Source organism: Paraburkholderia sp. SUR17, assembly GCF_029536165.1.
Classification (GTDB): domain Bacteria; phylum Pseudomonadota; class Gammaproteobacteria; order Burkholderiales; family Burkholderiaceae; genus Paraburkholderia; species Paraburkholderia kururiensis.
In genome coordinates this window covers 2,146,893-2,171,771 of sequence record NZ_CP120508.1, presented here as the reverse complement: position 1 = coordinate 2,171,771, position 24,879 = coordinate 2,146,893, and the positions used below count along the sequence as shown (strand labels likewise).

19 protein-coding genes and 2 tRNA genes are annotated in these 24,879 nt (G+C 65.9%); 6 read left to right on the top strand and 15 right to left on the bottom strand.

Annotated elements, in window-relative coordinates:
• Positions 1-158: 158 nt before the first annotated feature.
• Together P2869_RS09590 and P2869_RS09585 are read right to left on the bottom strand one after the other, a co-directional pair.
• Positions 159-1,079 carry a TetR/AcrR family transcriptional regulator gene (locus tag P2869_RS09590; RefSeq protein ID WP_277596306.1) on the bottom strand — a complete coding sequence of 307 codons (921 nt, stop codon included), beginning with the start codon at positions 1,077-1,079 and terminating at the stop codon, positions 159-161.
• Between the two features lie 366 nt (positions 1,080-1,445).
• Positions 1,446-2,666: an MFS transporter gene (locus P2869_RS09585; protein ID WP_277596305.1), complete on the bottom strand. Its 1,221-nt coding sequence runs from the start codon at positions 2,664-2,666 to the stop codon at positions 1,446-1,448.
• A 468-nt stretch (positions 2,667-3,134) separates the two neighbouring features.
• On the opposite strand from P2869_RS09585, the gene P2869_RS09580 reads away from it, so the two are divergent.
• Positions 3,135-3,566: a carboxypeptidase-like regulatory domain-containing protein gene (locus P2869_RS09580; RefSeq protein WP_199539900.1), complete on the top strand. Its 432-nt coding sequence runs from the start codon at positions 3,135-3,137 to the stop codon at positions 3,564-3,566.
• A gap of 155 nt (positions 3,567-3,721) precedes the next feature.
• Here P2869_RS09580 and P2869_RS09575 read toward each other — a convergent pair whose 3' ends face one another.
• The 12 genes from P2869_RS09575 to P2869_RS09520 form a co-directional block, all read right to left on the bottom strand.
• Positions 3,722-4,054, bottom strand: a complete 333-nt coding sequence (locus tag P2869_RS09575; protein ID WP_199539901.1) for a hypothetical protein — start codon at positions 4,052-4,054, stop codon at positions 3,722-3,724.
• A 388-nt stretch (positions 4,055-4,442) separates the two neighbouring features.
• Entirely contained in the window at positions 4,443-5,549 is a 1,107-nt protein-coding gene (gene opgC, locus P2869_RS09570; protein WP_277596304.1) for an OpgC domain-containing protein, read from the bottom strand.
• Positions 5,550-5,915: 366 nt separating this feature from the next.
• Positions 5,916-6,000, bottom strand: a tRNA-Leu gene (locus tag P2869_RS09565).
• 100 nt (positions 6,001-6,100) lie between these two features.
• Positions 6,101-6,799 (bottom strand): SDR family oxidoreductase, encoded by a 699-nt coding sequence (locus P2869_RS09560; protein ID WP_199539903.1) that lies wholly within the window; start codon positions 6,797-6,799, stop codon positions 6,101-6,103.
• 46 nt (positions 6,800-6,845) lie between these two features.
• A complete protein-coding gene (locus tag P2869_RS09555) occupies positions 6,846-7,628 on the bottom strand; it encodes a DeoR/GlpR family DNA-binding transcription regulator (RefSeq protein ID WP_017776596.1) in 783 nt (260 codons plus the stop codon).
• 165 nt (positions 7,629-7,793) lie between these two features.
• Complete coding sequence (locus P2869_RS09550) at positions 7,794-8,999, bottom strand: exo-alpha-sialidase (RefSeq protein ID WP_277596303.1); 1,206 nt, start codon at positions 8,997-8,999, stop codon at positions 7,794-7,796.
• Between the two features lie 62 nt (positions 9,000-9,061).
• Positions 9,062-10,483 carry a sodium:solute symporter family protein gene (locus tag P2869_RS09545; protein ID WP_277596302.1) on the bottom strand — a complete coding sequence of 474 codons (1,422 nt, stop codon included), beginning with the start codon at positions 10,481-10,483 and terminating at the stop codon, positions 9,062-9,064.
• 93 nt (positions 10,484-10,576) lie between these two features.
• Positions 10,577-13,018 (bottom strand): 4-hydroxythreonine-4-phosphate dehydrogenase PdxA, encoded by a 2,442-nt coding sequence (gene pdxA, locus P2869_RS09540; protein ID WP_277596301.1) that lies wholly within the window; start codon positions 13,016-13,018, stop codon positions 10,577-10,579.
• Positions 13,015-14,184: an iron-containing alcohol dehydrogenase gene (locus P2869_RS09535; protein WP_277596300.1), complete on the bottom strand. Its 1,170-nt coding sequence runs from the start codon at positions 14,182-14,184 to the stop codon at positions 13,015-13,017. The genes pdxA and P2869_RS09535 overlap by 4 nt, the downstream gene beginning before the upstream one ends.
• A 133-nt stretch (positions 14,185-14,317) precedes the next feature.
• Positions 14,318-15,205 carry a 4-hydroxy-tetrahydrodipicolinate synthase gene (dapA, locus tag P2869_RS09530; RefSeq protein WP_277596299.1) on the bottom strand — a complete coding sequence of 296 codons (888 nt, stop codon included), beginning with the start codon at positions 15,203-15,205 and terminating at the stop codon, positions 14,318-14,320.
• Positions 15,206-15,247: 42 nt separating this feature from the next.
• Positions 15,248-16,396 (bottom strand): porin, encoded by a 1,149-nt coding sequence (locus tag P2869_RS09525; RefSeq protein ID WP_026121817.1) that lies wholly within the window; start codon positions 16,394-16,396, stop codon positions 15,248-15,250.
• Between the two features lie 473 nt (positions 16,397-16,869).
• Positions 16,870-16,954, bottom strand: a tRNA-Leu gene (locus tag P2869_RS09520).
• A 274-nt stretch (positions 16,955-17,228) separates the two neighbouring features.
• Between P2869_RS09520 and rnr the strand changes: the two genes are divergently transcribed.
• From rnr to rpiA, 3 genes are all read left to right on the top strand, one after another.
• Positions 17,229-19,721, top strand: a complete 2,493-nt coding sequence (gene rnr / locus P2869_RS09515; RefSeq protein WP_277596298.1) for a ribonuclease R — start codon at positions 17,229-17,231, stop codon at positions 19,719-19,721.
• A 34-nt stretch (positions 19,722-19,755) separates the two neighbouring features.
• The gene (rlmB, locus tag P2869_RS09510) at positions 19,756-20,505 is read left to right on the top strand and encodes a 23S rRNA (guanosine(2251)-2'-O)-methyltransferase RlmB (RefSeq protein ID WP_017776605.1); all 750 of its coding nucleotides are present in this window, start codon (positions 19,756-19,758) and stop codon (positions 20,503-20,505) included.
• A 184-nt stretch (positions 20,506-20,689) separates the two neighbouring features.
• Positions 20,690-21,385, top strand: a complete 696-nt coding sequence (rpiA, locus tag P2869_RS09505; protein ID WP_017776606.1) for a ribose-5-phosphate isomerase RpiA — start codon at positions 20,690-20,692, stop codon at positions 21,383-21,385.
• 98 nt (positions 21,386-21,483) lie between these two features.
• On the opposite strand, the gene P2869_RS09500 is transcribed toward rpiA, so the two are convergent.
• Entirely contained in the window at positions 21,484-22,764 is a 1,281-nt protein-coding gene (locus P2869_RS09500; RefSeq protein WP_277596297.1) for a glycosyltransferase family 4 protein, read from the bottom strand.
• Positions 22,765-22,927: 163 nt separating this feature from the next.
• On the opposite strand from P2869_RS09500, the gene P2869_RS09495 reads away from it, so the two are divergent.
• Positions 22,928-24,265: a glycosyltransferase family 4 protein gene (locus tag P2869_RS09495; RefSeq protein WP_277596296.1), complete on the top strand. Its 1,338-nt coding sequence runs from the start codon at positions 22,928-22,930 to the stop codon at positions 24,263-24,265.
• Between the two features lie 73 nt (positions 24,266-24,338).
• Positions 24,339-24,761, top strand: a complete 423-nt coding sequence (locus P2869_RS09490; RefSeq protein WP_026121818.1) for a helix-turn-helix domain-containing protein — start codon at positions 24,339-24,341, stop codon at positions 24,759-24,761.
• Positions 24,762-24,879 lie beyond the last annotated feature (118 nt).

Genomic DNA, 24,879 nt, shown 5'->3' with positions numbered 1-24,879 from the left:
TGTTGCCGGTGCGGGAGGCGTGGCCACATCCGCGCCTCGCACACCGACGCCCGCTTGTCCTCCCACTCAGGTGCCTTTCCAGGTGATGCCGCGGGTGACCTCGCGGGTGCGGTGCAGGTGCAAAGCAGTCCCCTGCTAAGCGCCTGCTTTGCCCGCGATCACATCGCGCCGCTTGCGGCCCGATGCAGTGTCGATCCCGAGGCCACGCCGCCGCCCGGACGCTCCGCTTCACGCGCCGCCGAACCAGGCGGCGCCGCGGACGAGGTGGTCGATGCGTCGCCGGACGGCGCAGGTGGTGTGCTGCCTTCCGCCTTCAGCGCCGGCGCCGACGTCGTGGCTGCGGCTGCCGTGCTGCACGCCATCACCTCCACACCATCGCCCGCGTCGCCCAGCACGGCCGCGAACATCGCGAGCTGTGCCGAGTCGGGCAGCGGGGCTTTCAGCGCGGACACCATCAGCGAGGCGAGTCGCGCGATCAGTTGCAGGTCGTTCATCGACTTGCCCTGCGAGAACTCGGAGATGAGGCGGTCCGTATCCGCGCCCGCGAGCACGCCGGAGAGCGCGCCGATGGCGAAGTGCAGGCGCCAGCCCAGTTCCTCGCGCGGCAGGTGGGGCAGCGCACGCTGAAACGCGGCGAAGAACCGCTCGGCAACCGACGCGTAATGCGCATTCAGAAAGTCGCGAATGAACGACGACGGGTCCGTATAGGCGCGGCCCAGGAGCCGCAGGAACGCACGTCCGCCCACGAGCGGATCGCGCGAAAGGCGCAGCGCGGGAATGAACATCGCGCCCAGCACGTGCTCGCAGGTGAGCCGCTCGCCGAGCAGCGCGTCGAAGCGGTCGAGCAGTTGAAGCCGTGCTTCGTTGAGACGGTCGAGCCGGCGCGAGAGCATTGCGTGGATCAGCGCTTCCTTGCTGCCGAAGTGATAGTTGACCGCGGCCAGATTGACCTCGGCGCGCGACGTGATCTGCCGCAGCGACATCGCTTCGTAGCCGAACTCGACGAACAGGGTCTCGGCGGCATCGAGGATGCGGGTTTTCGTGTCGCCGGTGGCCCGGCTCGTGTTGCGGACTGCCATGTTGCGCCTCCATTGCCGGTGGCCCGGCACGCAAACAAGCGATTCAAATTTTTAATTGAAACAGGCGTTTTACCGAGAATACGAGACAGCTTGGTCGAGCGTGAAGAGGTGAGCGTGGACGGACTCCTCTAAAAAGGCGGCCCTATGACGTGCCGCAATGCAGGTGCACTGCACAATGTGCTGGCCGAACCACGTCGGGCGGGCTCAACGCGTTCTGCACGGCACAAACGAAAAAAGCCGTCCCGATTCGTCATCGGGACGGCCTCGTAAGGACTGCTGTGGCCGGCGGACCGTAGCCCGCCTTATTGGATGTTTGTCGTGTTGCGATGGTGTTGCTGCGGCGCTGCTGCGCGCGCGATGAACCTGCTAGTCGATCGACGCCACCTGTTTCGCGGATTGTGTCATATCTATGCCGCGCCGTTCACGGCTGAAAAGAATCAGCGCGGCGATGACGACCGCCACGGTGCCGGCGACGGCCGCGAGCGCAAACGAGTAGTCGTTGCCCCGGCTCACGGCAATGGATGCCTGCATCGTGGCATTGACCGAAGCCAGCAGGTTGCCCAGCTGATAGACGAGCCCCGGGAACGTCGCGCGAATTTCGTCGGGCGAAATTTCGTTCAGGTGCACGGGAATCACGCCCCATGCGCCTTGCACGGAGATCTGCATCAGGAAGGCGCCAGCCGCGAGCGCGACTGCACCGCTCGAAAACGCCCACAGCGGCAGCACGGGCAGTGCGATCAGGGCCGCGATGAAGATAGCCCAGCGACGACCGATCTTTTCGGAGAGCGAGCCAAAGAACAGGCCGCCCACGATCGCCCCGACGTTCAGCACAATCGCGATGAGCGAAACCGTATGCGCGTCGAAGTGATGCTGTTCACGCAGGAAGGTCGGGTACAGGTCCTGGCTACCGTGCGAGAAGAAGTTGAAGCAGGTCATCAGCACGATGGCGTAGAGCGAGAGGCCCCAGTTGCGCTTGAGCGTCTCGACGAGACCGGGCCGATGCTTCTTTTCCATGGCCTTCCACGCCGGCGATTCGGGCACGCTTGCACGAATGTAGAGCACGAGCAGCGCGGGCGCTACGCCCACGAAGAACATGCCGCGCCAGCCGATGTACTGATAGAGCACGCCGAACACCACGCTTGCCAGCAGATAGCCGCTCGGGTAGCCCGCTTGCAGGAGACCTGAAACGAAGCCGCGCGCGTGCGCGGGCACGGTCTCCATGGTGAGTGCCGAGCCCACGCCCCATTCGCCGCCCATCGCGATGCCGAAGAGCGAGCGCATGACGAGCAGCGTGGTGAGATTGGGCGAGAAGCCCGAGAGCAGTTCGAGCAGCGAGTAGCACGCGATGTTGACCATCAGCGTGGGACGACGTCCGAACTTGTCCGCAAGCCGCCCGAAGATCAGGGCGCCGATCGGCCGCATGGCAAGCGTAAGGGTGATGGCAAAGGCAACGGCGGGAATTTTCGTATTGAATTCCGCAGCGATATCTTTCAATACGAAAACCATGAGAAAGAAATCGAATGCGTCGAGCGTCCAGCCCAGATAGGCGGCGATCGTTACGTTTCTCTGTTCTCGCGTCCAGCTCATTTGATTTTTCTCCTGTGTCTGCGGTGCTCCGCGCAGTTGGGCGAAAGCAGCGAGGCGCCCGGCACGCCCCGTGGTGCGGGCTTGCGGCGAGTGTACGCCGACGTTTAAACGTCTGCATGAAACTCGCTGCCAAATCGGTACTAATCCCTGGTTAATTCGAGTCGGAATGAAAGCTTGATGTATTTAATGTATTGATAATGTAAATATCAGGGACTCGTATCAGGTATTTCCCGTGCATATTGCAATGCAATAGATTCGGCAAAAATTTGCGGCGGCCGCTGCGAATGAACGCGCATATGAACGCCCCACGAACGCTTGCATGAACCCGGAAGCCGTGCCATCCGTGCGCGTGGCGCTTCCTTGCGCCGATTAAGCGCGCTTTAAGCCTCGCCCCCTACCTTCAAGCGCGACGCGTGGGATGTTTGCGTCCTATGCGCCTCCATCGACGTGACCAGCAAGGAGGTCGATATGAACAAGCGTGCCATTCTGTGGTTGCCCGCGGGCGTGCTCGCGGCGGCGTGCGGTTTGCAGTTCGCGTATGGCGCCGAACCGGGCTTGCCGCCCATGCAGCGCGCGGGCGCGATCAGCTATCTGTCGGGTGGTGTCGGGAGCGACCAGTCCAGCGCGATCAAGAGCGTCATGCACCGTTATCCGCTCGTGCTCGAGTTCGTCGGCAAGACCGGCGCCGACAACGAATATCTGGCGGACGTGCCGGTGCATATCGCGGACGCGCACGGCAACAGCTTGCTGACCACGAAGGCCAACGGGCCTTTCATGTTGCTCTCGCTACCGCACGGGCGCTACGTGGTCAGCGCGAACTACAACGGCAAGACTGAGCGGCGCGAGGTCGATATCGAAGCCGCCACGCGCGCACATGAAATGTTCGTGTGGCAGATGTAGCGGGTGGCGCGCCGCGTGCAGGCGAAGCGGCGTGCCGCCCTGCGAGCGTGCCGATGCGCGGATTGCCCGGGACGTGTCGCGCAAAAAGCCGCGCGCCCGGCTGCTTCGCATGAGCAGGCGGGCGCGCGGATGAAGCGGCGGAAAGGGTGGCGCGATCAGTAGCGCGGAGGCGGACGGTGGTCGTCGCGATGATCGTCGTGCATGCGGTGCGGCGGACCCGGATCACGCGGATGGTGACGCATCCACTCGTCGTGCGCCCAGTAGCGGCGGCCGTCCCAGTAACGGTCGCCATGCCAGCCTATCGAGACGTGCAGGTCGACCGGCATCAGATGGGCCGCGGGAGCCTCGGCCGCCATGTAGCCCGGGGCATAGCCCGGCGCGTAGCCGGGTGCATAGCCGGGTGCGTGCTGAGCCATGGCCGCGCCTGCGGCAAACAGCGTGCAGCCGCCGGCGAGTGCGGCGACGAAAGGCTTGAGTTTTGATCGCATGAGCGTGTTCTCCGTTGAAATGGCGGCATGGCGATTGAGCGGCCCTTGCCGCGTCGCGTGGTTTTACCGGTTGCAGTGCGTCCCATGGTACGGATGCGTGCTTGCGCAAACGTAATGGGTTGTAAATGAGTGTTCCGCAATATTCGGGGCGCGGGATGCCGCCGCTGCGTGAGCGATCACAGGCTCGCTGCAGCGTGCGGCGAAACACGCGTGCTTCGCCGCGGGGCAAGCGGTTTCGAGCGCGCGGCGTTCACGACGGCTGGACAATCTGCCGTTACAACGCTCACAGCGCGGAAATCGTGAGTGCTTCGTGCGTGCGGGCCGTCCGTCGTGCCACGGCCCAACTTCGATGCAGACGTCTGCGATTGGAGAGCGCGCCGGCACCGCGCTATACGGTTTGCCGCGTCGCGATTGCGCGGCGCATGGCGCGCTCGGGCTGACCATTGTTGCCGTAGCGTCCGACGAGACACAGCGTGCCGATCACGAACGCGTCGCACACCAGGCCCGCGAGCCAGGGAAAGGGTTGCGCGATGGCCGCGTGCGTGGCCGTGTCCACTGCCACGGAAAGCACGCTGCCCAACACGAAGCACACGAGCCCGCGTCGGCCCACCGAGACGATCCACGGCGCCCGGACGGCGAGCTGCCTGACCCAGCCCGCGTGCGTCGCGCGCGCGGCGAGCCATGCGATGGCCACGAAGTTGCCCACGCGCACGAAGGCGAGGTTCTGCTTGAGTTCGCCCGCAAGCGGATGCGCTTCGTGCAGGTGGGCCGCTGCAAGAGCGAGCACGAGCGCAAGCGCCGCCACACTGCAGAGCGCCGCAAGCGGCGAGGCATGGATGCGCGTGTCGATGGGCTGTGCGCGCGCGAGCATGCCGAGCACGAACATCAACTGCCACGCAAACGGATTGAACGACCAGGTATCCGAGGCGGTGGCCGGCAACAGCGCGAGCGCCTCCGGCGCCAGCCACCATAACGCGATGCTGCTGGCCAGCAGCATCGCGGGGCGGCGTGCCGCGGCCGGCACGGCGAGCGGTACGGCGAGGGCGAACAGCACGTACATCGGCAGCACCGCGGAGAGATACGGCTGACGCCGGAACGATGCGACCTCCAGCAAGAGGCCTGCGGGCCGCGCGAGGAAGTCTGTCCAGTCTGTGTAGCGCACGAGCGGCGAGTCGAGGTGCAGGCCGAGCAGCAAGGCGCCGCTCGCGAGCATCAGCGCCGCCGTGAGCAGATACGCGCCGTAGATCTGGCCGCTGCGTTTCACGAACCGCTTGCGGGCGGCCGATTCGCCGCGCCGCATGCAGACCGCGGCCCATGCCGCCGCCGATGCGTAGCCGCCGAGGAAGACGAACACCTCCGACGAGTCGCAGTACGCGAAGTTGTGCAGCGTGAACTTCGCAAGGACGCTGCCGGAGTTGTGGTCCACGGCAATGACGAGGAGGACGAGACCCCGGAAGAAGTCCACTTCGAGCGACCGCCGTACGTCCGTCTGCATCGTCTGTTGCTCGCAAGGAAGCCGGCCTCGGCATGCGTGGGCACGCGTCCACGCCATGACGGCGCCACGCGCCGCGGGAGGCGCGGCGCGCATGCGTGCCCGGCGTCAGCCGGCGTTTCAGAGTGAGCGTTCAGGATACGGGGGCGAAGATGGCGCCAGGCTGACAGCGTCCCGGCAGGGCTGACACGTCTGACACGTCGCGGTGGCGAATGACGGCATTGCGGACGGCGCCACGCTCGCGAAGGGACGGACGATAACGAAGGGAACGGGACAGAGCAGGCCGGCTCAGTACGCAGCCGAGGAAGAGATGAACCAAAGAAAAACGTGGACCAAAGAAAAAGGCCAGCATGCGCTGGCCTTTGAATCTGGTGCCCAGGAGAGGACTCGAACCTCCACGGAGTTACCCGCTAGTACCTGAAACTAGTGCGTCTACCAATTCCGCCACCTGGGCAGGTGCTCTGCTTTCGCTTGATTCCGTCGCTGGTTCAGCGAGGTGCCGCGAAGCAAAGACCGGCATTATAGCCGAGCGTTTCAGCTTGTCAATCGCGACGCTAGTTCAACGAACTCCCGCCGCAGACCATGATCTGCTGTCCCGTGACAGCGCCCGCGTCTTCGCCCAACAGCCAGGCGACGAGCGACGCCACTTCTTCCACCTTCACGTACCGGCCAATGGGTGGCAGCACCGGCGCGCTGGAGGTACGTTGCGGATCGTTCAGCATCGGCGTTTCCGTTGCGGCGGGCGACACCACGTTGACCGTAATGCCGCGTGGTGCCAGCTCGATCGCCCATGAGCGCGCCATGCCCACCATCGCGGCTTTGGCCGCCGCGTACTGGCTGCGGCCCGCCGCGCCGCCCGACACGCGGCTGCCGATCAGCACGATGCGCCCGCCATCGCGCATCGAAGGGGCGAGTGCATCGGCAAGCGCCGCTGCCGCGCCGACATGCAGGCGCCACATCGCCTCGCCACCGGGCAGATCGAGGCCGCCGAGTCTCGCCGTCTTCATGAAGCCCGCAGCGTGAACCAGGCCGTCCACTGCGCCTAGCTCGCGGGCCAGCGGCGCAATGGCGTCGATGTCGCCGAGGTCCACGGGCACGTATTGGAAACGCGGGAAGCGCGGGAAGTGCGCTTCGCAGAAATCGGGCTGGGTGCGGCTCATGCCGATCACCTCGCAGCCGTCCTTCAGCAGCCGCGCCGCAACCGCGTGGCCGATGCCCGAACTCGCGCCTGTTACTACGATGCGTCTCGTCATGTGTTGTCCTGCATGCGGGCTCGATTCATTTCGATTCATTCGTGCTTCAGTGCCCGCCCGCGCGAGGCGCGCTCACCGATTCGATCGTGATGCCCGCTACGTTCTCGAACGCGTGCAGGCCGGCGTGCGGCGGCGTGGCATCCGTAATGAGCGTCCACGGTTTTTCGATGGGCGCCCAGTGTTGCTGGCTGTCGCGATTGAGCTTGTCCGAGGTCGCGAGCACGAAGATGCTGGCCGCCTGACGCATGAGGCATTCCTTCAGATACGCCTGGTCCGCGGTGGCTTCGCACAGGCCGCGCCCAGGTACGACGCCGTCCGCGCCCAGGAAGGCTTTGTCGACGGTGATGCGCGTCAACGCGAGCTGCGCTATGGCGCCAAGCGTGCACATGCTGGATTCGCGCACTTCGCCGCCTATCAGCGTCAGGTGGACCTTGCTTGCCGCGAGTATCTGCACGACGAGCAGGTTGTTGGTGACCACCTGGATGTTCTCGCGGCCGGCGAGTGCGCGCGCGAGCGCCGCTGTCGTCGTGCCGCTGTCGAGAAAGACGGTGTCGCCCTCGGCCACATGGGCGGCGGCGGCCTGGCCGATAGCGTCCTTCTCCGCCCGGAAGGTTTGCCGCCGCTGTTCGAGGGACTCTTCGCGCGCATGCATGCTGACCGACGCCGCCCCGCCGTAAGTGCGCAGAATGAGCCTTTCGTCGGCCAGCGCCCGCAGGTCGCGGCGCACAGTGGCTTCGGACATGCCGAAGTGTTCGCACAGTTCGGCCACTTCCGTCATGCCTGACAGGACAGCCTTGAGCATCGCCTCGCGGCGGCGGGCAACTTTCATATTTCGGTCGGTGACGGGTTCGATGCGCCGCCTGCGGACATGGCGGGCGGCGGGGCGCACGGTTCGGCGCGACGGTAGTTTATCCATTTCCCGTTTTCCGTGTCTCTTTCAGCCTGTCTTTGCGCCGCCTTGCGGCACCGGTCGAGCGTGCCCGTGCTCCTTGCTTTATGCCTGCGCAGGGCCTGCCGACGCGACCCAGTCTTCCGTCACGCACACGTATTTGATGCGCTGGCGAAAGTAGGTGTAAGCGATGTGCAGGCGTCCGTCGGCGGACTGCACGATGGACGGATATGAAAATTCGCGGTTCAGCTTGTCGGTCGAATTGTTCGTCATGCAGTAGCCGTCGCCCGTTTCGAGGTTGCGCGCGATAGGCCAGGTGCGGCCGCCGTCCGTCGACACGGCGAGCGTCATCGGCGCGCGTGGCGCACCCCAGAACGCGGTGTCGCGCGCCGACGCGGCCTGCGTAACCAGCGTGCCGCTGTCTTCGGCGTCTTCGATGTCGTCATAGAGCGACGCGCGGCGTTGCGTGCTTTGCGCGGCGCTGCTGTGGTTGAACACGAGACCCAGATGGCCGTTGGCGAGCACCACGAACTGGAGCGACGAATTGTTGTTGGGCAGATCGAGCGGCTGCGGCTCGCTCCACGTGCGGCCGTCGGCGGAGCGGCTGAGATAGATGTGGTCGGCCCAGCGGCTGCGAAAGAGAGCGACGAGCGATCCGTCGTGCAGCACCTGGATGTTCATATGCACGCACCCGGTGCTGCCCGGTACGTCGTGCTCGCTCCAGCTCGTGCCGTTGTCGGTTGAGCGCATCACGACGCTGATGTCGTCGTTGCCCGACCATCGCTCGCCCGCTTCGACGCGGCACAGGAACACGGGGCACAGCCATGCGCCGTCGGGCGCGACGACGATGGGTTGCCGCACGAAGGTGCCGGGTTTGTCGAACAGCGTGTCGATCGGCCCCCAGGTGTGGCCGTTGTCGGCGGAAATGCGCCGGCGCACGATCGACGTGTTCTGATGCCCCGACAACTGCGCCGTGTAGATGAGCCACAGTTTGCCGTCGGGCGCGGCGAACAGCACCGGGTTCTGTTCGGAGCGCGTCGGGTCTTCGGAAAGGCGCACGGGTTCGGTCCATGTCGAACTGCCTTGGGGCAGTCTCGAGAGATAGATCGAGATGTCGGGCACGCCTTCCTGGGTGCCGCCGAACCACGCGCAAAGCAGGTCGCCGTTGTCGAGCGCGAGCAGATTCGCGGCGTGATTCTGCACCGTTGCGGCAGGCAGATAGGCATCGACGCGTGCATCGTCGCCAGGCGCGGGATGCAATTGGCCCGGCATCGCGGTGGCCTGTGCGGGCAGAGTGGAGTGGCTCGTCATGATCGAATCCTGAAACGGTAGGGCGTGTGTTGCGTACGAAGTGTCGCGGTGGGTGCGAGGCCTCACGAATCCGTGCGCGCAATGCGGCCTTGTTCGACTGGCGCGCCGTGGTTAGACGAACGGAACAGCAGCCTTTCGATGACCATCACGACAGCCGGCGTGAGAAGCGCCACATACATGTTGTCGACGCCGAACGGATTGCCCAGCAGGAACCAGGCAGTGGTGGCAATGGTGGCGAGCGCGAGCGCCCAGATCGCGCCGCGGTTGCTGTTGAAGAAGGGCAGATAGATGCCCATCAAGGCGACCACGGTCACGGTGAGCCGCAAGGCGCGGGTGAAGAACGACAGCGCGAGAATCTGCGGCACGAACAGCACGAAGACGAGCGGCAGGAAGCCCACCACGAGCGAGATGAGGCGCGTGGTGCGCAGTTCGCGTTCCGGCGAAGGGCGGTAACGCGGCACGTAGAAATCCTTGACGATCAGCGAGGCGATGGCGAGCGCCACTGTGCTGACGCTCACGAAGATCGACGCCACGAGCGAGACCGTCACGATGCCCGAGAGCAGCGGATGCATGTGCTGCAGGAAGATAGGCAGCGCATAGAGGCTCTTGATGCCGGGGAACAAAAACTTCGCCGCCACGCCGAGAAAGCCGAGCGCAATCGCAATGGGCACGCAGAGCACGCCGGCCATCAGCGTCGCGTTACGCGCTTCGTTTGCGGACTTCGCGCCGGAAATGGCCTGAATGATGAACTGCGTGGAGAAGATGGCGCCTGCCGTGCCGATGATCCACGCGCCGATCGTGCCGCCGCTCAGCATGCCGTTCCACGTGAAGTATTGAGCCGGCATGCTCTGCATCATGGGCGCAATGCCACCCGTCATCGAGAGCGCCACCCACACCAGAATCGCGATGCCGAGCAGCTTCATGGCGCTGTGCAGGATCGTCACGTAGGCCACGCTTTTCAGGCCGCCCCACGCGAAGTAGATCGTGCTCACGACCGCGGTGATGAACGCCGCTGTCGGCAGATTGACGCGCATGACCGTGGATATCGCAGCCGCGCCGCTCACATAGTTGCCCACGTTCACGATGAAGAGCGCGTAGATCATGATGGCCGACACGACGAGCCTGGCCGACTTGCCGTACTTCTGCGCAATGAAGCCCGAGATGGTGAATTCGCCGGACCGGTAGAGCCGCCGCGCCATGAAAAGCCCGAAGAACACGAAGCCGATGGAGGCGGAGATCACCGACCACGATGCCGCGATGCCCACGTTGAAGGCTTCCTGCGAGGTGCCGATGGTCGACTTGGCGCCGATGTACTCCGACATGAGCAGAATGGCGATCACGATGGCGGGCGTGGAGCGCCCCGCCACCATGAACTGCTCGGTGGTCTTGCTGCGCAGCCGGATGCTGATCCACGCCGTGATGACGATGTACACGACGACCATCGCGACGATGACGGCCGTGTCCCATGCGGTGAAGTGATTCATTGCTGTCTCCGATTGTTGTTGGCTGCGGGCGCGCCTCGCTACGGCGCCCGTCTGGGTCATGCACGGCGCGAGCCGCGCATGACGGCAATAGCGTTACGCGGGTTGTACCGCGCAGCGCGTCGCCAGGTCTCGTGCCTGCTTGAGCGCTTCCAGCATGCTGCGTTCGTCGGCAATGCCCTTGCCGGCGATATCGAATGCGGTGCCGTGATCCACCGACGTACGAATCACGGGCAAGCCGACCGTGACGTTGACGCCTGCTTCCAGACCCATCACCTTCACCGGGCCGTGTCCCTGATCGTGGTACATCGCCACGACCACGTCGAAGTCGCCGCGCCCCGCGCGGAAGAACAGCGTGTCGGCGGGCAGCGGACCTTCGACATCCCAGCCGCGTTCGCGCAGCACGTTGACGGCGGGGATGATCTTCTCCTCTTCCTCGCCGTAACCGAACAGGCCGTTTTCGCCCGCGTGCGGGTTGATGCCGCACACACCGATGCGCGGCGATTCGATGCCCGCGCGCACGAGCGTGTCGTGAGCGCGTTCGATCGTGCGCTGCACGAGCCCCGGCTCGATGCGGCGAATCGCGTCGAGCAGGCCGATGTGCGTGGTGACGTGAATGACGCGCAGCTTCGGCGCGACCAGCATCATCGAGACTTCGGGAATGCCCGTGAGATGCGCGAGCATTTCGGTATGCCCAGGAAAGATGTGGCCGCCCGCGTGCAGGGCTTCCTTGTTCAGCGGCGCGGTGCAGATCGCATCCAGTTCGCCCGCCGAGGTGAGTTCCACGGTGCGCGCGATGTATTGATAGGCCGCATCGCCCGCGACGGGGGAGAGCTTGCCGTAGGGCAGGTCGGCGGGAATCAGGCCCAGGTCGATGCAATCGACTTCGCCGTGGCTGAAATGCGCCTCGGCCGGCGTGGCAATGGAGCGGACCGTCAGCGTCACGCCGGCACGGCGCGCCGCATCGACTAACCGCCGCGAGTCGCCGATCACGAGCGGACGGCAACTGTCGTAGACCGACGCGTGCGCGAGGCTCTTCATGATGATTTCCGGTCCCACGCCGGCGGCATCGCCCATCGTGATGCCGATTACGGGACGATATGTCATAGCTTCCTCTTTGCTGGATGCACTGGATGCGCTCGATGCGCTGGATGGATGCGGCGCCTGCCCGTGCGCCTGTTGCGCGACGGCGAGCCGCCGCCACGCGCGATACAGAGTGTCGGGCCGGCCGAAGCCGCCAGCCTTGGTGACCACCGGCAACGTTCTGCCGGCATGCGCGGCGACGAGCAACGGCACGCCGCTTTCGATTTCTTCGGCCACGTGCAACGTCGCCACGCCCATCTGCGAGAGCAGCGCACGCGCCGTTTCGCCGCCCGTGGCGATGAGCGCGGCGGCATGTTCGGCGGCGGGCGCGAGCCGCGCGGCCAGCTGCCGTGCGAGCCGCGCACCGTCGGCCACGTCAAGGCGGCCGCTCTGACTCAATGCGACGACGACATGACGGCCCTGCGTCAATGCCTCTGCGACCTGCGGGGTCAACGCGAGCGTGTCGGTATCGCCGGGGGCGAGCAGCGCCTGCGCGTCGACTTCGACGAGGTCGATGGCTTCGCCTGCGTCTCTCACCGTGGCGCACAACGTTGCGGCTTGCCCATGCGAGACGCTGGACATGCTGCCCACTACGGTCAGCACGCCACACAAGCGCGAATTGCCCGCCACGAATGCGCCTGTACGTGCCTCTTTGCTCACACCGCTTGCACCGCTCACACCGCTCACACTGTTCGCCCGCATCGACGCCGCATGCATGTCAACCAGCGGAGCGGCGAGCCCGGCGGACCCGACCCAGAACACGTCGTCGAGCGTGATGGACGCGTTCGCGATCGCGGCAAGGTCTTCTTCGGTCTCGCTGTCGCAGACCACGGCCTGCCGTCGGTCATGCTGGCAGACGGCAAGCCGCGCGTGCAGCGACGCGGTGCCCTGGCGTACCTCGTCGAGCCCGATGTGGGCCACGCGCAAGCCCGCATCGCGCAGCATTTCGCACAGATCGGCCGTGCCGGCGAGGTGCTCGTTGCGCCAGACCTCGGACGCTTCCACGGGTTCGCCGAACAGGTACTGCCGGCCGTTGTGCGTCGTCCTGCCCGCAGCCGGAAAGGCCGGCGCGACGATGGCCATGCCCGCGAGCGGAACGAGGGCCGCGATTTCGGCGGCCACGTTGCCGCGCAGCGTCGAGTCGATCTTCTTGTACACACGGCGGCCGTGCGCATGGGCTCGCCATGCCTCTACGTTCGCGCGCGCCGCCTCTGCGGCAGCGTGGCGGCGCGTATCGGTGTCGATGGCGAGCACGTCGGCGTCACGGGCTTCGCTGGTCTCGCCGATGTCGAGGCTCACGATCGCGCTCAACCCCGCGCTTAACCCCGCGCTCAACCTCGCGTTTAGTCCCGCGTTTAGCCCATAACGTGCGCATGCCGCGACGCAGTCGGCGGTACCCGACAGGTCGTCGCCGATGAACAGCAAGCGTGCAGGGCTAATGGATGGCGCGTTCATGGCAGCAGCCGACGATAGATCGCCTTGATGTCGTCAAGGCTCAACGGCTTCGGATTGTTGCCGAGCAGGCGCTTGACCTTCGAGGCGGCCACCGCGAGCGCATCGAGATGGTCTTCGCTGACGCCGAAGCGGCGCAGGTCCTGCGGAATGGCCAGCGCTGCGGTCCATTCGCGAATGCGCGCGAGCAGCTTTTCCGCCGCTTGCGCGTCGCTGTCGTCGTGATGCGCAATAGCGAGCGCGTGCGCCACGTTAGCAAGACGCGCTTCGATCGCGTCGAGATTGAATTGCATGACGTGCGGCAGCAGCATCGAGTTCGCCACGCCGTGCGTGACGTTGAACATGCCGCCGAGCGGGTAGGCGAGCGCATGCACGGCGGCCGTGCCGGCCGCGGTCAACGCGAGGCCGCCGTACATGGAACCGAGCAGCATGGCTTCGCGCGCCTTCAGTGACTGCCCGTTGTCGTACGCTTCGAGCAGGTTGGCGCCGATCAGGCGCATCGACTCCATCGCGTACATGTCGCTGACGGGATTGGCCTTTGTCGAGATATACGATTCGAGCGCGTGAATGAAGGCGTCCATGCCCGTTGCCGCGGTGATCGGCTTCGGCAGATCGAGCGTGAGCGTGGCATCGAGTATCACCAGTTGCGGCAACAGATGGCGGCTCACGATGCCGACCTTCAGCGCTTCGTCGGGCAGCGTGACGATGGCGTTCGGCGTGACTTCGGAGCCGGTTCCCGCGGTGGTGGGCACCAGAATTAGCGGCACGCCGGGCGAGGCGATCAGGTCGATGCCGAGCCACTCGCGCAGCGGCTGCGCATTCGTGAGCCGCACGGCGAACAGCTTGGCGGCGTCCAGCACGCTGCCGCCGCCGATCGAAAGCACCGCGTCGGGCGCAAACGGCGCGATCTGCTCGCGGTAGACGGACTCGACGTTTTCGATGCTCGGCTCGGGCTCGACGTCGCGCACGATCAGCACCTGAATGTCCTTCTGTTCGAGCGCGGCGACAACGCGACCCGCCACGCCGTTGGCTTCCATGACGGGCTGCGTGATGAACGCCAGGCGGCGCACCGGCCGGTCGAGCAGCGTGAGCCGCTCGGGCAGCTGCGCGAGGCTGTTGGGGCCGTGCACGATGTGCGGGACGGTCTGGAAGTGATAGACGGCGGTCATGTCGAAAATCTCTGGGTCTGGCGATCGTGGGAGCGTGGCAAAAGGCCGTAGCAAAAGGTCGCGGCAAAAGGCTGTAGCAAAAGGTTGTGGCAAATACGGATTGGCGAATGCGGGTGGCAAAGATGTCCTGCGTTCAACCCACGCGCGGGTAATGCGCGAGTGCTTTGGCAAGACGCTCGCGCGCGGCGGCATCGAGCGGCTGCGCGGGCGAGCGTGCCGGGCCGGCAGGCATGCCGAGCATGGCTGCCGCGGTTTTCAGCACGACGGGCATCGTGCCGAGCGCGAACGCATCGCGCAGGGCGCGCAGCGATTCCTGCGCGCGCCGTGCCGTGTCGATGTCGCCGGACTGGAAGCTGTTCCAGATCGACATGACAACACTGGGCACGGCGTTCGTGGTGGCGGCAACCGCGCCGTCGCCGCCCGCGATGAGCGTCCACAGGATCATCGAATCCGTACCGGTGAACACGGCGAAATCGTCGCGGCGCAGATTGATGAGTTGCAGCAGGCGATCGAAATCGCCACCGCTGTCTTTGATGCCGCGAATGTTGGGAATCTCGGCGAGGCGCCGCACGGTGTCCACGTTCAGCGTGACGCCGGCCTTGGCCGGAATCGTGTAGAGCATCACGGGCAGCGACGTGCCGCGCGCAATGCGCTCGTAGTGCGTGAAGAGTTCCTGCTGCGTCGCGCCGTTGAAGTACGGCGTGATGACCGAAACGGCATCGACGCCGACGTCCTCCATCTTGCCGTTCAGCTCGATCACGTCGCGGGTCGCATACGCGCCGGTGCCCGCAATGACGGGCACGCGCGAGCGGGCCTGATCGACGGCGATGCGCGCCACGCGCAGTTTCTCCGCCTCCGAAAGCGCGATGAACTCGCCGTTCGTGCCGAGCACGAAGAGGCCGTGCACGCCGGCGTCGATCAGACGATCGACAAGCGTGCGCAAGCCGGCTTCGTCCACTTCCTCGTTTTCGCTCATCGGTGTGATGAGGGCAGGGACGATGCCCTTGAACGTGATTGACATGCTGTTCTCCACAATGCCTGCTGACTGCTTGCTGCGTGGGCCTCAGAACTTGTGGCGCAAGCCCAGCGCCGCGGCGATCTGATGCGAATTGCTGGACGCCGCGACCGGCCACAATGCCGCGACGGCCGCCTTGCCGGTCGAGTCGATGCCGCTTGCGCGCTGCCAGGCGGTGGTCAGATAGACGTCGGTGCGCTTCGAGAGGAAGTAATCCGCGCCGAGGTTCACCTGGTTGTAGTGCGCGTCGCCCGCGCCGTGGGTGCGCGTGTACTCATACGCTACGCCCATCAGGAGCGTCGGCGTGAACTGATAGTTGAAGTTGATTTCGGCGTTGTCGAACACGGCCGTTGCGCCCTTGTAGCGTGCAATCGGCGCGGACGCGGCGCCGGAGCCGAGATCCTCGAAGCGCGAGTTCGAATAGACGAGGCCGAGCCTGGCGGCGCCGAACGTGTAGTTGCCCGCGACCGACGTGACACGCTGCGTGCGTGCCGACGTGTAGCCCGAGAAGATGGGCGTGTTGTTCGGCGAGATGGCGGCGGCGCCCGCTGTGCCGTCCCACAACGCGGTGTTGGGCCGCGACGTGTCGATGTACGAGACGCCCAGCGCGAGCGGGCCGCGGTTGTAGCCCGCCGCGAGGCTCCAGATGCGGTTGTTGCTGAAGTTGCCGGCCGTGCCGCCGAAGCTGAACAGGGCGCCTGCGCGCAAGCCGCCGTAGTCCTGCGAGAGGAACTTCACGCTGTTGCTGATGCGGGAATTGACATACAGGTTGTCGGTGTCGCCGGGGTGCGCGCCGATGCCGCCCGCCCACTGGTTCGCGGCAACGAGCGGCCCGACGAAATCGGCCGACGGTTCGTTCTGGCGCCCCAGCGTCACGGTGCCGTACGGCGTGCCGAGGCCCACCCATGCCGCGCGCCCAAACATGCGGCCGTTCTGCCCCAGCGTACCGGTCGTGCCGCTGAAGCCGTTTTCCAGCGTGAAGATCGCCTTCAGGCCGCCGCCCAGGTCTTCCGATCCCTTGAGGCCCCAGCGGCTGCCCGACTCGACGCCGCTCGACATCTGATAGTTCGTGCCGCCTTTCTGATTGTTCGTGTACATCAACGACGTGTCGATCAGACCATAAAGCGTGACGCTGCTTTGCGCCTGCGCCGACATCGCGACGCCCAGCATGCCGAACAGTGCGAGGGACCTTCTCATTGGTTTCGTCTCCATAGTGTCAGTCAGTTTTTTTGATTGAATCGATCGTTTCTGCCGGGGCGTCTGACCGAAATATTGGCATCCGATACCGCGTGATTGATCGACTCGGTCAGTTTATGTGATCGATTTGGTCGAATCAACTACAGGTAAACCCGGTTTGTGATTGAAACGAGCATTTTGAGCGCGCGGATGCGGATCGAGCGCAAAACCGGCGTCGCGGCCAGAGGAGGGCGAGGAAGGCACGAGCGCAGAAGGCAGCGTCTTGTGTGCCGACGGATGGGGGACGAGGGACCGGTGGGTAGTCGTGCGGAGCCCGGCGGCGGAAGAAAAAGCGCCCCGCGAATCGGACAATTCGCGAGGCGTTCTGAGCCGGCCGTGTGGCGGGGCTATGTGCTGCTCGGCGTGGGAGGGCTATGCGTTACTGCGGACGCAGCCGGAAAAGAAAAAGGCCAGCGTGTGCTGGCCTTTGAATCTGGTGCCCAGGAGAGGACTCGAACCTCCACGGAGTTACCCGCTAGTACCTGAAACTAGTGCGTCTACCAATTCCGCCACCTGGGCAGGTGCTCTGCTTTCGCTTGATCCCGTCGCTGGTTCAGCTAGGTGCCGCGAAGCAAAGATCGCCATTATAGCGGCTCGTCGAACGCTGTCAAGCAATTCGAGCGGTCGGTCAGTACGGCGCGCGCGCGGCATCGGAGTGCCCGTTTCACCGTGCCGCAAGGCGGACGGCGCGTCATGCACGGGTGTTAGAATGGCCCGCAGCAAGCCGCCCGGCGCGCTTGCCGCGTCTCATCGACCGACGTCCCACGCAACGAGAAAAACCATCGACAAGCCCTTGAGCAAATATCCGTACCCGATTCCGAGCCGTGAAGAAATCCTCGGCGTGCTGCGCACGAGCGATTCCCCGCTCACGGCGAACGACATCGCCGAAGCGCTCGCCATCAAGCGCCAGGAGCGCGAAGGTTTCTTCCGGCGGATCGCCGCCATGGAGCGCGACGGCCAGATCCGGCTCGATGCGCGCGGGCACTACCAGCTGACTCATCCGTCCAGTTTCGTGGCGGGCCGCGTGCAGGGGCACCGCGACGGCTACGGCTTTCTGGTGCGCGACGACGGCCAGGACGATCTGTTCCTGCCGCAGCCCGAGATGCAGAAGGTCATGCACAACGACCGCGTGCTTGCGCGCATCGTGGGCTTCGACCGGCGCGGGCGTCCTGAAGGGCACATCGTCGAGGTCACGGACCGCGCGAACCGCCGCGTGATCGGGCGCCTGCTCAACGAGAACGGCGCGCTGATCGTGGCGCCCGAAGACAAGCGCATCGGCCACGACATTCTCGTCACGCAGAACGCCAAGAAGGCCAAGGTGGGCCAGGTCGTGGTGGTCGAGTTGACCGACTTCCCGAGCCGCCATTCGCAGCCGCTCGGCCGCGTGGTGGAAGTGCTGGGCGACATCGACGACCCCGGCATGGAAATCGAAATCGCGGTGCGCAAGTACGGCGTGCCGCATGCATTCAGCGACGCCGCGCTCGAAGAAGCCGCGAAGCTGCCCGACGAGGTGCGTCCTGTCGACGTGCGCCATCGCGTGGACCTGCGCGACGTGCCGCTCGTCACGATCGACGGCGAAGACGCGCGCGACTTCGACGACGCCGTCTACTGCGAACCCGTCAAGGTAGGCCGCGGCGACGGCTTTCGCCTGATCGTCGCGATCGCGGACGTCTCGCACTACGTGCGCCCCGCGAGCGATCTCGACGTGGACGCGCTCGAGCGCAGCACCTCGGTGTACTTCCCGCGCCGCGTGATTCCCATGCTGCCCGAGAAGCTCTCGAACGGGCTCTGCTCGCTCAATCCGCACGTGGACCGCTGCGTGCTGGTGTGCGACATGGTCATCACCACGCGCGGCGAGATCAAGGCGTACCAGTTCTATCCGGGCGTCATGCATTCGGCCGCGCGGCTCACGTACACCGAAGTGGCCGCGGTGCTGAAGAACACCAAGGGGCCGGAAGCCGCGCGGCGCGCGGGCCTTCTCGATCATCTGCAGAACCTGTACGGCGTCTACAAGTCGCTGTTCGCGGCGCGCCAGAAGCGCGGCGCGATCGACTTCGACACCACCGAGACCTACATCGTCTGCAATGCGCAGGGCAAGATCGAGCAGATCGTGCCGCGCCAGCGCAACGACGCGCACAAGCTCATCGAAGAATGCATGCTGGCCGCGAACGTCTGCGCGGCCGACTTCATGAAGCGCAACCGGCATTCGGGCCTGTACCGCGTGCACGCCGGCCCCACGGCCGAGAAGCTCGAAAACCTGCGCACGTTCCTGCGCGGCATGGGCCTCTCGCTCGGCGGCGGCGAGACGCCCCACGCGAGCGACTACGCGGCGCTGATGGCGCACATCCGCGACCGGCCCGACGCGCAGATGCTGCAGACCATGCTGCTGCGCTCCATGCAGCAGGCGGTCTACAGCCCCGACAACATCGGCCACTTCGGCCTTGCCTACGAGGCGTACGCACACTTCACGAGCCCGATTCGCCGCTATCCCGACCTGCTCACGCACCGCGCCATCTACGCAGTCCTGCAGGGCAAGAAGTACCAGCCCGAAACGCCCGCAGGCGTCGCGCTCAACACGGCGCTGTCGCCGCGTGCCCGCGCGATGCAACAGGAAGACGAGGAAAAGCACGGCCGGCGCGGCCGTCCGAACACGGCGATCTGGGAAGAGCTGGGCCTGCACTGCTCGGCCAACGAGCGGCGTGCGGACGAAGCCTCGCGCGACGTCGAAGCATGGCTCAAGTGCTACTTCATGCGCGACAAGCTGGGCGAGGAGTACGGCGGCATGGTGAGCGGCGTGACGTCGTTCGGCATCTTCGTGCAGCTGGATGCGCTTTTCATCGAAGGCCTCGTGCACGTCACGGAACTCGGCTCCGACTACTTCCAGTACGACGAGATCAAGAACGAACTGCGCGGCGAGCGCACGGGCATTCGCTACCGTCTTTCGGACCGCGTGCGCGTGCAGGTGAGCCGCGTGGACCTCGACGCACGCAAGATCGACTTCCGCCTTGTGCGCGACACGCTCAAGAAGCCGCTGGCGGGTCGCGGCGCGCCGGCCGAGAAGGCAACGGCCGAATCGGCCGGGCCGCGCGTGCGGGCGCTGTCGCCGCGAGACGTGCGCGAGGCGCGCGAAGGCCAGGACGGCCCGCGCGGCAAGAAGGCCGCGCCCGCTCCGAATGCCGCCGTGAAGGCGGCCCGCGCCGCGCGCGGGGCGACCAAGACGGCGAAGAAGCACGCCGCACCCAAGGCCGCCGCGAAGGGCAAGGGCACGTCGCGCAAGAAGCGCTAATACCGCCAAAAGTATTCAAAGGTTTGTCTCATCCATGTCACGTCTCAAGGTTCTATACGGGTTCCACGCGGTTACCGCGCGGCTGCGCCACGATGCATCGACGGTCGAAGATGTCTATTACGACGCCACGCGGCGCGACCGCCGCATGCAGGACTTCCTGCATTTCGCCAAGGAGGCGGGCGTCCGGCTGATTGCCGCCGACGAAACGCGCCTCTGGGGCCTTGCGCGCACCGAGCGCCATCAAGGCGTGGTGGCGCGCGCGGGCGACCTGCCGCTCGCGCAGAACCTGGCCGAGCTGCTCGACGGCATTCAGGGCACGGCGCTCCTGCTCGTGCTGGACGGCGTCACCGACCCGCACAATCTGGGCGCCTGCCTGCGCGTGGCCGACGCGGCCGGCGCGCACGCCATCATCGCGCCGCGCGACCGCTCGGCGGGCCTCAATGCGACAGCCGCCAAGGTCGCAAGCGGCGCCGCGGATACCGTGCCGTACATCACCGTCACGAACCTCGCGCGCGCCCTGCGTGAACTGAAGGAAGCCGGCGTCTGGGTGATAGGCACCGCAGGCGATGCGCAGGCAAGTCTCTACGACACGAAGCTGGACGGCCCCGTGGCAATCGTGATGGGCGCCGAAGGCGAAGGCATGCGCCGCCTCACGCGCGACACCTGCGACGAAGTCATGCAGATTCCGATGGCGGGCACGGTGGAAAGCCTCAACGTGTCCGTGGCTTCCGGCGTGTGTCTCTTCGAGGCCGTCCGGCAACGGCACGCGAAGGCAGGCGCCTGAGCGGACGCCTGAGCTGCCGGTTGAGCAGACGCCTTAGCGCGGCAGAGGGCAGAGAACAGAGAGCGGCGAGGACAGGGAGCGCGGACCATCCAGGGCGCTTCGGTCCGACTCCGGTAAACTTGCGTGTTTTCCGCGCCTCACGCGGGCTGGTTTCTCCGCTTCCTCCTTAAAGCCGCCTCATCCCATGACTCAAGACGAACTCAAGCAACTGGTCGGCCAGGCCGCCGCCGACTACGTGAACGCCAACGTGCCGGAAGGCACCGTGATCGGCGTGGGCACCGGCTCCACCGCGAACTGCTTCATCGACGCGCTCGCCGCCACGAAGCACCGCTATCGCGGCGCGGTGTCCAGCTCGGTGGCCACCACCGCGCGGCTGCAGCAGCACGGCATCCAGGTGTTCGATCTCAACGAGATCGAGTCGCTGCCCGTGTACGTGGACGGCGCCGACGAAATCGATCACCGCGGCGCCATGATCAAGGGCGGCGGCGGGGCGCTCACGCGCGAGAAGATCGTGGCGTCCGTAGCCGACGTGTTCGTCTGCATCGCGGACGCCTCCAAGCGCGTGGACGTGCTGGGCCAGTTCCCGCTGCCCATCGAGGTCATGCCGATGGCGCGCACCGCGATCGGCCGCCGTGTTGCGGCGATCGGCGGCGTGCCCGTGCTGCGCGTCGCGAAAGACGGCACGCCGTTCATCACCGACAACGGCAAGGAAATTCTCGACGTGAAGGGTCTCGCCATCAGCGACCCGTGCGGCCTTGAAGCCGTCATCAATGCATGGCCGGGCGTCGTTACCGTGGGCCTGTTCGCGCAGCGCGGCGCGGACCTGTGCCTGCTCGGCACCGAAACCGGTGTCGAAACCATCACCTACGCGAAGCGCTGAGCGCGTCACGGCATCACGCGAGGTCTCGCCCTTCGAAGGACGCGGCCTCGCCCATCAAGGCCTCGTGTCTCAAGGACTCCTGTATCAAGGCCTCAGTCTCAAGGACTGACACAGCCGATCGCACGGGTCATCTGCTCGACATAGACGTCGAGCGAGAAATAGCGCTGCGTGTCGATGAGCGCCTGTTCGGCGAGGCGCTGCGCGAGTTCGGGCGCCGCGCGCAGCGTCTCGATCGCATCCACCAGCGAGTTCAGGTCGCCAGGCGCCACGAGCCAGCCGTTGCGGCGATGCCGCACGATCTCCTTCACGCCGCCCGCGCCCGCCGCAATCACGGGCCTGCCCGCCGCCATTCCTTCGATGATCACGCGCCCGAACGGCTCGGGTTCCGTCGAGGTATGCAGGATCACGTCCATCGCCTTCATCCACGCCGCCATGTCGTCGCGAAAGCCTGCGAAGTGCACGCGGTCGGCCACGCCGAGCCGTAGCGCCTGGCGGCGTAGCCGCTGCGCGTAATCGTCCTCGCCGAAGAGCGCCGCGCCCACCAGCACCAGGTGCACGTCCGGCAGCCGCGGTAGCGCTGCGATAGCGATGTGCTGGCCTTTCCACGGCGCAAGCCGTCCGAAGAGCCCGGCGAGCCACGCGTGCTCGGGCAGGCCGAGGCGGCGGCGCAGCGCGGCGAGATCGGCGCCGTCCACATTCGCGAACGCGTGCGTATCGATCCCGTTGTGCACGACCGGAATCGCCGCGAGCGGAATGCCCGTGAGCGACGCGAGCGATTGCGCGGAGGCCCGCGAATTGGCCACCACGTGATCGACGAGATGGCGCGCGATGAACTTCACCGCGAGCAGTTGCATGGACCCGAAGTGATCGGCCGACATGATGTCGTGCAGATGCCAGATGACGGGCCGCCTGTGCAGCGGCTTGCCGAGCGCACCGAGCACGAGCGCCTTCTGCGTGTTGAGGAACAGCACGTCGTAGCGCTTCGCGGCCTCGGCGATGGCGCGCACCTGGCGCACGATGGCCGGCAGCGCGAAGAGCCAGCGAAAGCGCAGCGCTTCCTTGCTGATGCCCGACACGCGCGCCTCGCTCGCTACGCTCACGTTCACGCCGAGCGACGCCAGCCGCTCGCGAAACGGCCCGTCCGAGAGCAGCAGCACGGCGCCGCGCGCGGCGAACGCCTGGGCGAGCGGCAGCAGCGAGAATTCGGCGCCGCCCAGTTGCCCGCTCTGATCGACGAAGAGCACGGTGGATTTCGCCTTGAGGCCGGACACAAGCGCGCCATTGGGCGAGCCGGCCACGGCGCCCACTGCAGACCCCACCGCCGACGGCTGCGCCTGCGACAAGCCATGAGCCGCGCCACGGAGTTCGGATGCATTCATCGGCGCTTACCTCGCGAAGGCGTGAAGAGAGTGGCGAGAGGTCTCGCATCTGGCCGCCATTATTCTCGTTACGTTCCCTGAATTGTGTGGTCGCGCGCACGCACGGCAACGCATAAGCCGTCTTACACTCGTTCGCGAGATACGAGACTAGGGGGCGGGGAAGATGAAAGTCGCGATCGTGCACGACTGGCTCGTGCAGCCAGGCGGCGCGGAGAAGGTGCTGGAGCAGATCATCCGGTGTTTTCCCGACGCGGACCTGTTCAGCCTCGTCGACTTTCTCGAGGACCGCACGCCCGTGTGCGGCAAGCCGGTCACCACGTCCTTCATCCAGCATCTGCCGTTCGCGCAGCGCCGCTATCGCGGGTATCTGCCGCTCATGCCGCTCGCCGTCGAGCAGTTCGATCTCTCGCCGTACGACCTCGTCATCACGAGTTCCTATGCGGTGGCCAAGGGCGTGCTGGTGGGCCCGGACCAGACCCACGTGAGCTACGTGCATTCGCCCATGCGCTACGCGTGGGACCTGCAGCACGCGTATCTGCGCGAGGCTCATCTCGAACGCGGCCCGAAGTCGTGGGCGGCGCGCGCGTTGCTGCATTACCTGCGCGGCTGGGATGCGCGTTCGGCCAACGGCGTGGACCGCCTGATCGCGAATTCGCATTTCGTGGCCCGCCGCGTGATGAAGACGTACCGGCGCGAGGCCGCGGTCATCGCACCGCCCGTGGACGTCGATCGCTTTGAGCCGTGCAGCGCAAAGGAAGACTTCTATCTGACCGCCTCGCGCATGGTGCCGTACAAGCGCATCGACCTCATCGTCGAAGCGTTTTCGCTCGTGCCCGAACGCCGGCTCGTCGTGATCGGCGACGGCCCGGGCTTTGCCGCGATACGCGAGAAAGCCGGACCCAACGTGACGGTGCTCGGCTACCAGCCGTTCGAGGTGCTCAAGGACCACATGCAGCGCGCGAAGGCGTTCGTGTTCGCCGCCGAAGAGGACTTCGGCATCGTGGTCGTCGAGGCTCAGGCGTGCGGCACGCCCGTGATCGCCTATGGCAAGGGCGGGGCGCTGGAAACGGTCGTCCCGCTCGGCGAGCCGCAACCCACGGGCATGCATTTCGGCACGCAGAGCGTGGCGTCGCTGCTCGAAGCCGTGGACCGCTTCGAGCGCGAGCAGTCGAAGATCAGCGCCGCGGCGTGCCGCGCGAATGCCGAGCGGTTCAGCGCAGCGGCCTTCAGGCGCGCTTTCATGGTGGAAGTGACGCGCACCATCGCGGCCGCGAGAACCGGGCTGCACGGCAGCCATGCGAACCATGAACGCTACGAGCGTGTACCGGGTTACGAGGGCTACGAGGGCCACGAGGGCCACGCGGGCTACGAGGGCTACGCGGATCACGAGGCCCGCGAACCCGCTACGGATTCCGAATTGAGTTTCGACGTGAGGCAGGCGCCGGCCATGCCTCGCGATGCAGTGGGCGGCAGCATGGCAGGTCGCATGTGGGGCCGCTGAAAGACCCGCTTCAAGAGAAGACAGATCGATGCCTCCGTAGCGGGGCACACACCACAGAAGGGGCCATACGACAATGAACGCAGAACCTTTTAACGGGGGCTTCCCCGACATCGCGAGTGCGTGGATGCTGCTGCAACGGCAGATCCTGCTCAAGCCGATCCGCAGCGAAGCCGACTATCAGCGCATGCTGCGGCTCGCCAGCCAGCTCACCGCGCAGATCAACGGCAACGCCGACAGTCCGCTCGCGGACCTCGTCGGCGTGGTGAAGGACCTGATCCAGGTATGGGAGACCCATCGCGTCTCGCTGCCCAAGGCTGCGCCGCGCGAAGTGCTGCGCGAGCTGCTGCGCACGCATGGGCTCAAGCAGAAGGACCTCGCCGACATCGCGTCGCCCACGGTCATTAGCGATATCCTCGCGGGCCGCCGCGCCATCAGCAAGAACGTCGCGAAGGCGCTTGCCGAGCGCTTTCATACGGACGTCGGGATCTTTATCTGATTCCGGCCGGGGTGGCAGCGCGGTGATGCGTTGCCGCCCGTCGCCACCATCGCCGCTTATCGCCGCCGCAGCAACGCTTTCCCGCCGCATCAAACCGAGAAGCATCAAACCCAGGCAT

Excerpts from the sequence above, each read along its gene's own strand:
- P2869_RS09590 (WP_277596306.1), bottom strand. The coding sequence starts at position 1,079 with ATGGCAGTCCGCAACACGAGCCGGGCCACCGGCGACACGAAAACCCGC.
- P2869_RS09585 (WP_277596305.1), bottom strand. The coding sequence starts at position 2,666 with ATGAGCTGGACGCGAGAACAGAGAAACGTAACGATCGCCGCCTATCTG.
- P2869_RS09580 (WP_199539900.1), top strand. The coding sequence starts at position 3,135 with ATGAACAAGCGTGCCATTCTGTGGTTGCCCGCGGGCGTGCTCGCGGCG.
- P2869_RS09575 (WP_199539901.1), bottom strand. The coding sequence starts at position 4,054 with ATGCGATCAAAACTCAAGCCTTTCGTCGCCGCACTCGCCGGCGGCTGC.
- opgC (WP_277596304.1), bottom strand. The coding sequence starts at position 5,549 with ATGCAGACGGACGTACGGCGGTCGCTCGAAGTGGACTTCTTCCGGGGT.
- P2869_RS09560 (WP_199539903.1), bottom strand. The coding sequence starts at position 6,799 with ATGACGAGACGCATCGTAGTAACAGGCGCGAGTTCGGGCATCGGCCAC.
- P2869_RS09555 (WP_017776596.1), bottom strand. The coding sequence starts at position 7,628 with ATGAAAGTTGCCCGCCGCCGCGAGGCGATGCTCAAGGCTGTCCTGTCA.
- P2869_RS09550 (WP_277596303.1), bottom strand. The coding sequence starts at position 8,999 with ATGACGAGCCACTCCACTCTGCCCGCACAGGCCACCGCGATGCCGGGC.
- P2869_RS09545 (WP_277596302.1), bottom strand. The coding sequence starts at position 10,483 with ATGAATCACTTCACCGCATGGGACACGGCCGTCATCGTCGCGATGGTC.
- pdxA (WP_277596301.1), bottom strand. The coding sequence starts at position 13,018 with ATGAACGCGCCATCCATTAGCCCTGCACGCTTGCTGTTCATCGGCGAC.
- P2869_RS09535 (WP_277596300.1), bottom strand. The coding sequence starts at position 14,184 with ATGACCGCCGTCTATCACTTCCAGACCGTCCCGCACATCGTGCACGGC.
- dapA (WP_277596299.1), bottom strand. The coding sequence starts at position 15,205 with ATGTCAATCACGTTCAAGGGCATCGTCCCTGCCCTCATCACACCGATG.
- P2869_RS09525 (WP_026121817.1), bottom strand. The coding sequence starts at position 16,396 with ATGAGAAGGTCCCTCGCACTGTTCGGCATGCTGGGCGTCGCGATGTCG.
- rlmB (WP_017776605.1), top strand. The coding sequence starts at position 19,756 with ATGTCACGTCTCAAGGTTCTATACGGGTTCCACGCGGTTACCGCGCGG.
- rpiA (WP_017776606.1), top strand. The coding sequence starts at position 20,690 with ATGACTCAAGACGAACTCAAGCAACTGGTCGGCCAGGCCGCCGCCGAC.
- P2869_RS09500 (WP_277596297.1), bottom strand. The coding sequence starts at position 22,764 with ATGAATGCATCCGAACTCCGTGGCGCGGCTCATGGCTTGTCGCAGGCG.
- P2869_RS09495 (WP_277596296.1), top strand. The coding sequence starts at position 22,928 with ATGAAAGTCGCGATCGTGCACGACTGGCTCGTGCAGCCAGGCGGCGCG.
- P2869_RS09490 (WP_026121818.1), top strand. The coding sequence starts at position 24,339 with ATGAACGCAGAACCTTTTAACGGGGGCTTCCCCGACATCGCGAGTGCG.